We start from the raw sequence: 8,145 nt of genomic DNA, 5'->3' as shown, positions 1-8,145 counted from the left end.
AAAAACAGGGTGCTTGTATCACCAACTCATCATCAGAGAGAAATGTGGGGGAAAACTCCCCCACAAGACTAGTTATCGCAGGATAACGTAGCTTGAACCAGTGTGCTTCCGCTACTGATACTGAAAGAGCATAGTCTTTCTTGCATCAACAACGAAAAACACAATACCGTAAGGCACACGGTAACTAGCCCCAGAAGGGCAATTTTGGCCATTCCTCTTGACTCCTTTTCTAAAAGGAGACAGAATCAAATTGTTGAGTGTTTGAGACTGCCTCGGATTAAGATTAACATCTAATTCGGGGCTTTCGTCTTTTTGGCTCTCACAATGCTTGAACCAAAATGATCCAAGCACCCGCCGCAATAGTAGCAAAAAAGTACTCTAAACACAGGTTTTTTTGCTACTTAATTTTTATTATTCAATTGGTTAACTTGTTTTCTAATTCATTTCTTATAATGAGTTTTATGTCTAATCTTCTAAATAATCATTAATACCATTAGGTAAAACGAGTTGAGAGGCAACTTGGGCTGCAGTCTTCCGGCCTACCAATAATTCAATTAACTTTAATGCAAAGTCAAAAGAAGTGGCGGGCCCTTGGCTAGTTAATAGATTGACACGTTCATCAAAGTAAACTCGGCGATCGACCCATTTATGGGCTGGGATTTTATCTTTCATTGATGGAAAACAGGTCATATTACCTAGCTGAAACAATTGGTGGTATTCAAGTACAAGCGCTGGTGCAGCACAAATAGCGGCTACAATTTTACCATCTAGATGCATACGGCGAACTTTTTCAACAACCAGTGGGCTATCGCGGAATGTTTCTGCGCCAGTCATACCACCGGGTAGCACAATAGCATCAAAAGGCTCATCAGCGACTTGAATCAACGGGGTATCGGCAATAATTTTTAGACCTCGTGAAGCGGTAATGGTTAAAGAGCCATCTTCAGTCACACTCGCTAAGGTCACATTAATGCCTGCTCTAACTAATAAATCAGCGGTAATGGTAAATTCGATTTCTTCACTACCATGAGCGATGCAGATTAGAACGGAAGTCGTCATATTGTTGTTCTCTATTTTTGACTAAATGGTATAGGCGATCGTTTTCAGGTGTACTAATCCCATGAGCTCGTGCTTGTTTAATTAAAAAACCGGTTATGTAGTCAATTTCAGTGCGGCGATTATTGCGGATATCTTGTAACATCGATGAATAGTTATCTGCAGTATTATTGATAATGCTATAGATATATTCTGTTAGTTCAGTTTTATCTGTATGTAACCCTTCAGCTGCCATAACATGGCATATTTCATCAATGATCCGAGATATTTGGGTGGAGTGTTGAATTAATTCACCATTCTTACAATTATACTCGACGGTGAGGGGGTTAATGACACAGTTGACGATCAATTTACGCCAACAGGTAGTTAGAATTTGATTATGCCAAGCCACATCAGGTAGAGCTTCATGCAAAATATCCGCAATAGGGTAATAAGCCTGTGCTTGGGAATTAATCGCGCCAATATGTGTGATACCATTGGCAACATGAAAGACTTGGTTATTTTCTTGCCACGCCGCATGTGTTGTCACGCCAGCTAAAATAGGATGACGCAACGGAGTAAGTTCCTCAACCGTACCCATGCCATTATGCAGTAATAAAATGGGGGTATTTTCTGGGATAGTTTTAATCAGAGGCAATAAAGCATCAGAAACTTGCCATGCTTTTAAACAGACAATGATTAACTCGCTACTTTGCAAGTGATTAATATTATTACAAGGAACGAGTTCTCGGAAAGTACGTCCATCGGGTTCATTAACATCGACGAATAAATCAGACTGTGCAACACGTAGCCAACCTTGTACGTCATGCCCTTGCATTGCAAGTGAAGCAAGCCACAGTTTACCTATCGCACCACAACCAATCAGAGTTATTTTCATTGTTTCCCCTTTGAAAATGGGAGTTTAACGTCTTATAAGGTAAGGCGGAAGTGATCTCTTGCCAGTATAACCTTTTACTATACTAAGTTGTAGTTAACGAAACATCATAGGCCCTGATAACTTGAAGTGATGTGAGTAAAAACGTTATCATGCGCACAATCTAAAAATTATCAGTGAGGTTCTGGCTATGCCATCATTTGACATTGTATCTGAAGTGGAAATGAATGAAGTACGTAATGCGGTGGAAAATGCACAGCGTGAGTTAACTAGCCGTTGGGATTTTAAAAATGTCGAAGCCAGTTTTGAGCTAAATGACAAAAATGAATCAGTTAAAATTACTAGCGAATCTGATTTCCAAGTGCTTCAGTTAGTTGATATTTTAAGAGAAAAAATGGCAAAGCGCGGTATTGATGGTGCGGTATTGAATGTGCCTGAAGATATCGTTCATAGTGGAAAAACCTATAGTGTTGAAGTTACGTTCAAGCAAGGTATTGATGCTGCGATTGCTAAAAAAATCGTTAAATTAATCAAAGACAGTAAACTGAAAGTTCAAGCACAAGTTCAAGGCGACCAAGTGCGTGTGACTGGTAAAGCCCGCGATGACTTACAATCGGTTATGGCGCTGGTGCGCGGTGGGAATTTAGGCCAACCTTTCCAATTTAACAACTTTCGCGATTAGTTGTTTATCAAGTAAGCCCGCAATGGCGGGCTAATTTTTACTGATTTATTAATGCTTCGAGTTGATCTCGATTGATGATTTTTCTATCAACTTTAACATAAGCGCTAAATTCCTCATCAACGACAAGCGCTTCCATCACCCCTTCTTGAGCTTGTAATTTTTTCTCAAGAGCTCTTGTATCTCCAATATGGTTGGGTAATTCAATACGAATACTGCTGACATAAGGAGGCTGCTGCATGGTCAGGCTAATGACAAACCAGATAATGGTTAAAATTAAACCGCCAATAAAAACGGTACTAGCCCCTTCAAAACTGTACAACCACCCACCGACAATACCACCAATGGCAACACCTAAAAACTGGCTGGTGGAGTAAACTCCCATGGCCGTTCCTTTATAGCCCGCAGGTGCCTCTTTACTGATTAGTGACGGTAAAATGGCTTCCATAATATTGAAAGCAATAAAAAAGAGTTGAATACCGAGGAAAATCACCCATAAGTGACTACCAGAAAGCCATAAGGTAATTTCAGCTAATGCTAAAACGATAATGCAAAATAAGAAAACCTGTTTCATTTTGCGGTGTTTTTCCGCATAAATAATAAAGGGAAGTACTGTTACAAAGGCGATTAACATCGTAACCAAATAAGCTTTCCAATGGTCTTTCGCTAAGAATCCCGAATCAGTCATGATAAGAGGTAGGGCAACAAAACTGGACATCAATAGGGTATGTAAGCTGAGGATCCCTATATTTAACTTGAGTAACTGTGGGTGCATTAAAACGGCTTTTAAATTACTTTGCACAAATGCAGACTCACGATTTAAGACATGAGTATTAGTATTAGGAACAACAAAAACAGTCACTGCAATAGCACCTACTGCAAGCAGTGCTATTCCCCAAAATAGACCACTTAAACCAATCAAGTTGGTGAGAATTGGACCCAGTACTAGCGCTATAGCAAAAGTTAAACCGAAACTAATACCTAGAAATGCCATGGCTTTAGTCCGATTTTGCTCTCGAGTTAGATCAGAAAGTAGTGCCATGACGGCAGCTGAAATGGCGCCGGCACCTTGTAAAGCACGCCCAATAATAATTCCCCAAATTGAATCGCTTAATGCCGCGACGATACTTCCGATAATGAAAATGAATAACCCAATAATAATTAAAGGCTTTCTACCAATTTTGTCTGACATCAAACCAAAAGGAATTTGGAAAATAGCTTGGCTAAGACCATAGATACCAATAGCGACACCCACTAAGAACTCGCTAGCTCCTTGTAAATGCATTCCATAGCTGGTCAAAATAGGTAATACCATAAACATTCCAAGCATTCGCAAGGAGAAAACAGAACCTAATCCCCAAGTGGATTTAAGCTCTGCGGATGTCATTTTGTTATCATTCATTTTTATTCTTCATATTTCGTGCTGTCGTGGTGTTAGCTCTCTCGGCTACTTAGGTCGCATACGGGTAGCACAACAAATTTGAGTTACGTCGTGGTGACATGTCTGTACTATCAATCTATTAGCATTTTTAATAGTGCATTCAATATCTAGCTTATAAATAGCAAGGGGCTATTTAACCATAAAATAGATTCATAAGGATAGGCAGAATAAGTAAAAGTGAGTTGTAAAAGCAGTTAGAGACAAATAAAAACGGCGGGGAAGGCCCGCCGTTTAGACATTGTCATCATCAGTGAACAGATAAGTTATCTGACGAGAGCTATAACAGTATCGCTTGAAACGATAGGATCAACTGACATCATTACACTCAATGAAGTAATCGCTACGATTGAGAAAATGAACAGTTTTCTAGCCCAGACTCGGTCGTCATTTTCGGTTTTGAAACCCGAAATTGCCATACCTAGCCACCATAAGCTGACTGCTGCACCTACGATGAGGTACTTATAGCCCGCGTATCCACTGATAGCTAACATCAATGTTGCAACCATAAACGCTAGGATATACAGGAAGATATGTGTCTTCGCGACTGAAATTCCTTTAATAACCGGTAACACTGGAATGTTTGCGGCTTTATAATCCTTAAAACGGAAGATAGCAATGGCATAAGAATGAGGCATCTGCCACAAACTGAATATCAACAATAGGATAAGTGCACCCATATCGAATTCATTTGTAACAGCGCAGTAACCGATAACCGGTGGTGCTGCGCCTGAAAGGCTGCCAATCAGCGTGCCATAAACGGATTTACGTTTCATATATAGGCTATAAATACCTACATAAACAATGAAACCGATAACTGCAAGCAGCATTGCCAGCGCATTGGCTGCTACAAGTAGCAGCACCATACCAGCAATACCTAATGCAGCAGCGTAAATCAGGCTAACTTTCGGATCAATCAGCCCTTTAACTAAAGGGCGATTCTTCGTTCTTTCCATGATACGGTCGATATCACGGTCGATGTAGTTGTTAAAAACACAACCAGAAGCCACGACCAGTGATACACCTAGCAAAGTCGCAACGAACAGTGGGTAATCAATTGACCCTTTTGAAGCCAATAAAAAACCACCGATCACAGAAATCAAGTTTCCGAATATAATTCCTGGTTTGGTCACTTGCAGGTATTGCTTAAACATATCGGCAACTCTTTAGTCGAGCATCATATTGATGTTCAGGTTGTACATAATCCACAGTGAGCCTACGACCACAATGCCAACAATAAGCATGGTGAACAGGAAGGCAACTAAATTCCAACGCTCATCTGATGATGTATTCATATGTAAGAAACAAACCAAATGAACCAGAATTTGCACAACCGCCATGCCCACAACAGTCCAAAGGATTGCTGAAGTTGACGCTGTACCTTCCATCACCATCCAGAAAGGGATCACTGTCAGGATAACTGATAGGATAAAGCCAATCAGGTATGTTTTAACGCTACCGTGGCTTGCTCCAGTGTGAGCATCTTTTGCATGACTCATTTAAATAGCCCCCAGAAGATAAACAACGGTAAATACACAAATCCACACAACGTCTAAGAAGTGCCAGAACAAACTTAGGCAGTTTAAACGTGTTTTGTTGACATCAGTCAGGCCACGGCGAGTGACTTGGATCATCATGATAATAATCCAGATCAGGCCCGCAGTTACGTGTAGACCGTGAGTCGCAACGAGTGCGAAGAAGCCAGATAAGAAACCGCTACGGTCAGGACCAAAGCCTTCTGCAATCAATTCATGGAACTCATAGATTTCCATGATGACGAAGCCAAGGCCTAACAGGAACGTTGCAAACAGCCATAAGTTAACAGCAGCTATCTTACCTTTGTGCATCGCTATCATTGCGAAGCCGTAGGTGATACTACTCACTAACAGTAAGAAGGTTTCGCCTAATACGAACTTCAGACTGAAGATATCTTTACCAGCAGGACCGCCGGCAGTTCCATCGGCCAAAACAACATAGGTAGCAAACAAACAAGCAAACAGAATCAAGTCGCTCATAATATAGAGCCAGAAACCGAATACTTTTGTTCCACCTGCATCGTGGTGCCCATGCTCAGCATGGGCGATATTTTGGTTAGTCATTGTATTAGTTGACATCGTTCACACCTGCCTTACGCAATTCTTCAAAGTGCTTATTCTCGATTTCTTCGATTTCAGCCACAGGTACGTAGTAATCAACATCTTCGTCGAAGCTTTTTGCAATCCAAGTTACGATCATTCCACCGAAACCAATGATTGCGAGCCACCAGATGTGCCAGATCATTGCGAAACCTAAAACTAAGCTAAATGCAGCGATAATAACGCCTGCGCCTGTGTTTTTCGGCATATGAATTTCTTCATATGAAGTTGGTTTCTTATGAGCAAGGCCTTTCTCTTTCAGATCCCACCATGCATCGCGGGTTTGAACGTGTGGTTCAATCGCAAAGTTATAGAAAGGTGGTGGAGAAGATGTCGCCCACTCAAGTGTACGTCCACCCCATGGGTCACCGGTTAAATCACGGTTTTCATGACGGTCACGGATACTCACAATGATTTGGATAACTTGGCATGCAATACCGATGGCGATTAACGCAGCACCGCCTGCAGCAACAACTAACATTGTGTGGTAAGTCGGGTCAATATTCTGACTTAAACGACGGGTCATACCCATAAAGCCAAGAATATACAGTGGCATAAAGGCTAAGAAGAAACCGATGATCCAGAACCAGAAGGCACGAACACCCCATTTCTCATTTAGCGTGAAGCCATATGCTTTCGGGAACCAGTAAGTCATACCCGCGAAGCACCCGAATACAACACCACCAATGATAACGTTATGGAAGTGAGCAATCAGGAATAGACTGTTATGCAGAACGAAGTTTGCACCTGGAACAGCAAGCAGAACACCAGTCATACCACCAACAGAGAAGGTGATGATGAAACCGATAGTCCACAGCATAGGTGATTTAAACTCGATACGGCCTTGGTACATGGTAAACAACCAGTTGAAGATCTTAACCCCTGTAGGGATTGCGATAATCATTGTGGCGATACCAAAGAAGGCGTTAACGTTCGCGCCTGAACCCATCGTAAAGAAGTGGTGCAACCAAACGATGAAGGACATAACGGTAATAACGATTGTCGCCCAAACTAATGAGGTATAACCGAATAAACGTTTTTTCGAGAAGGTTGCTGCAACTTCAGAGAACACACCGAATACTGGGAGAACAAGGATATACACCTCAGGGTGACCCCAAGCCCAAATCAGGTTGATGTACATCATCATGTTGCCGCCCATATCATTAGTAAAGAAATGGGTGCCTAAATAACGGTCTAACGTCAGAAGCGTTAATGTGACGGTTAAGATAGGGAAAGCAGCAACAATCAATACGTTAGTACATAACGCAGCCCAGCTGAATACAGGCATTTTCATCATCGACATACCCGGTGTACGCATACGGATAATAGTCGCGATGAAGTTAACCCCTGTTAATAGAGTACCGATACCGGATATCTGGAGACTCCAGAGCCAGTAATCGACCCCGACCCCAGGGTTGTACTCCAAGCCGGATAATGGCGGATAAGCCAACCAACCAGTCTGTGCGAATTCACCTACCCCTAGAGAGATGTTGATTAACACAACACCCACAACAAAGAACCAGAAGCTCAATGAGTTAAGGAATGGGAACGCAACATCACGTGCACCAATTTGCAGAGGTACAACGAGGTTCATCAGGCCAACAACGAATGGAGTTGCCATGAAGAAAATCATGATAACGCCGTGCGCAGTAAAGATTTGGTCATAGTGATGAGGATTTAAGAAACCCTCTTGGCCAGCAGATGCAAGAACTTGCTGCCCACGCATCATGATAGCATCAGCGAAGCCACGGAATAACATGACCATCGCTACAATGATGTACATGACACCAATTTTTTTATGGTCAACAGAGGTTAACCATTCTTTCCACAACCACTTCCATTTACCAAAGTAAGAAATCACACCAACTAAGCCAAGTCCACCTAGGACAATAGCAATCAGGGTGACTACGATAATCGGCTCATGGAGCGGAATTGCATCTAGTGTTAATTTTCCGAACATGCC

The 8,145-nt window shown here is 41.9% G+C and carries 9 protein-coding genes; 1 reads left to right on the top strand and 8 read right to left on the bottom strand.

Translation table 11 applies throughout. The features are described from left to right. Window positions 1–68: 68 nt before the first annotated feature. The 3 genes from PR800_RS10425 to panE form a co-directional block, all read right to left on the bottom strand. On the bottom strand, window positions 69–212 hold the full coding sequence (locus tag PR800_RS10425; protein ID WP_004914564.1) for a Hok/Gef family protein: 144 nt from the start codon (window positions 210–212) through the stop codon (window positions 69–71). A gap of 253 nt (window positions 213–465) precedes the next feature. After that, entirely contained in the window at window positions 466–1,059 is a 594-nt protein-coding gene (yajL, locus tag PR800_RS10420) for a protein deglycase YajL (RefSeq protein ID WP_272530759.1), read from the bottom strand. Next, window positions 1,022–1,933, bottom strand: coding sequence for a 2-dehydropantoate 2-reductase (gene panE, locus PR800_RS10415; RefSeq protein WP_102139035.1), 912 nt, complete (start codon window positions 1,931–1,933; stop codon window positions 1,022–1,024). Before panE ends, yajL begins: the two co-directional genes overlap by 38 nt. Window positions 1,934–2,120: 187 nt before the next feature. Between panE and PR800_RS10410 the strand changes: the two genes are divergently transcribed. Next, the gene (locus PR800_RS10410) at window positions 2,121–2,612 is read left to right on the top strand and encodes a YajQ family cyclic di-GMP-binding protein (protein ID WP_004914551.1); all 492 of its coding nucleotides are present in this window, start codon (window positions 2,121–2,123) and stop codon (window positions 2,610–2,612) included. Window positions 2,613–2,649: 37 nt separating this feature from the next. Here the strand turns inward: PR800_RS10410 and PR800_RS10405 are convergent, their stop codons facing one another. The 5 genes from PR800_RS10405 to cyoB all read right to left on the bottom strand — a co-directional run bounded on the left by PR800_RS10405 (window position 2,650) and on the right by cyoB (window position 8,142). After that, window positions 2,650–4,011, bottom strand: a complete 1,362-nt coding sequence (locus tag PR800_RS10405) for an MFS transporter (RefSeq protein ID WP_272530758.1) — start codon at window positions 4,009–4,011, stop codon at window positions 2,650–2,652. Between the two features lie 302 nt (window positions 4,012–4,313). After that, entirely contained in the window at window positions 4,314–5,201 is an 888-nt protein-coding gene (cyoE, locus tag PR800_RS10400) for a heme o synthase (protein WP_004905461.1), read from the bottom strand. 12 nt (window positions 5,202–5,213) lie between these two features. Then, window positions 5,214–5,546, bottom strand: a complete 333-nt coding sequence (locus PR800_RS10395; RefSeq protein WP_102139037.1) for a cytochrome o ubiquinol oxidase subunit IV — start codon at window positions 5,544–5,546, stop codon at window positions 5,214–5,216. Further along, window positions 5,547–6,161 (bottom strand): cytochrome o ubiquinol oxidase subunit III, encoded by a 615-nt coding sequence (locus PR800_RS10390; protein ID WP_004905456.1) that lies wholly within the window; start codon window positions 6,159–6,161, stop codon window positions 5,547–5,549. After that, window positions 6,151–8,142: a cytochrome o ubiquinol oxidase subunit I gene (gene cyoB / locus PR800_RS10385; protein ID WP_036958554.1), complete on the bottom strand. Its 1,992-nt coding sequence runs from the start codon at window positions 8,140–8,142 to the stop codon at window positions 6,151–6,153. Before cyoB ends, PR800_RS10390 begins: the two co-directional genes overlap by 11 nt. Window positions 8,143–8,145 lie beyond the last annotated feature (3 nt).

The organism is Providencia sp. PROV205 (assembly GCF_028479505.1).
In the GTDB taxonomy this organism is placed as follows: Bacteria; Pseudomonadota; Gammaproteobacteria; order Enterobacterales; family Enterobacteriaceae; genus Providencia; species Providencia huaxiensis.
The sequence above is the reverse complement of the archived record's forward strand: the minus strand, read 5'-3'. Positions and strand labels throughout refer to the sequence as shown.